At 74.3% G+C, this 896-nt stretch carries 1 protein-coding gene; it reads left to right on the forward strand.

The window, feature by feature from the left end; translation table 11 throughout:
• Positions 1–896, forward strand: an 896-nt coding sequence (locus tag CCN72_RS35580) for an EamA family transporter (RefSeq protein ID WP_086812509.1), incomplete at both ends; no start/stop codon positions are given.

Consider the following 896-nt stretch of genomic DNA (forward strand, 5'->3'; position numbering starts at 1 on the left):
CTCCGCGCTGGCCTTCGGCGGGTCCGGGGTTGCCGCCAAACCGCTGATCGAATCGGGCCTCGACCCGCTGCACGTGGTGTGGCTGAGGGTGACCGGCGCCGCCCTGGTCATGCTGCCGCTCGCCTGGCGCCATCGCGCCCTGCCCCGCCGCCGTCCCGCGCTGCTCCTCGGGTTCGGACTGTTCGCCGTCGCCGGTGTCCAGGCCTGCTACTTCGCCGCCCTCTCCCGCATACCCGTGGGCGTGGCGCTGCTCGTCGAGTACCTGGCGCCCGCCCTGGTGCTCGGCTGGGTGCGGTTCGTGCAGCGGCGCCCCGTCACCCGTGCCGCTGCGCTCGGCGTCGTCCTCGCGGCCGGCGGGCTGGCCTGTGTGGTGGAGGTCTGGTCGGGACTGAGCTTCGACGCGCTGGGCCTGGCGTTCGCGCTCGCCGCCGCCTGCTGCCAGGTCGGCTACTTCATCCTGTCCGACCAGGGCAGCGACGCGGGCACCCAGGCGCCGGACCCGCTGGGCGTCATCGCCTACGGCCTGATCGTGGGCGCCCTCGTGCTCACCGCCGTCGCCCGGCCCTGGGAGATCCACTGGGCCGCGCTCACCGGCTCGGCGCGGATGAACGGCACCGCCGTACCCGCCCTCGCCCTCCTCGTCTGGATCGTGCTCATCGCCACGGTGGTCGCCTACGTCACCGGTGTGCTGTCGGTACGACGGCTGTCCCCGCAGGTCGCCGGGGTCGTGGCCTGTCTGGAGGCGGTGATCGCGACGGTGCTGGCCTGGGTGCTGCTCGGTGAGCACCTGTCCGCTCCGCAGGTCCTCGGCGGAGTCGTCGTCCTGGTCGGCGCGTTCATCGCCCAGTCCGCCGCGCCCGCCAGGGGATCCCTGGAACCGGTGGCCGCCGGCGGCC

Origin of the sequence: Streptomyces murinus, assembly GCF_002154555.1 — a bacterium.
In the GTDB taxonomy this organism is placed as follows: Bacteria; Actinomycetota; Actinomycetes; order Streptomycetales; family Streptomycetaceae; genus Streptomyces; species Streptomyces murinus.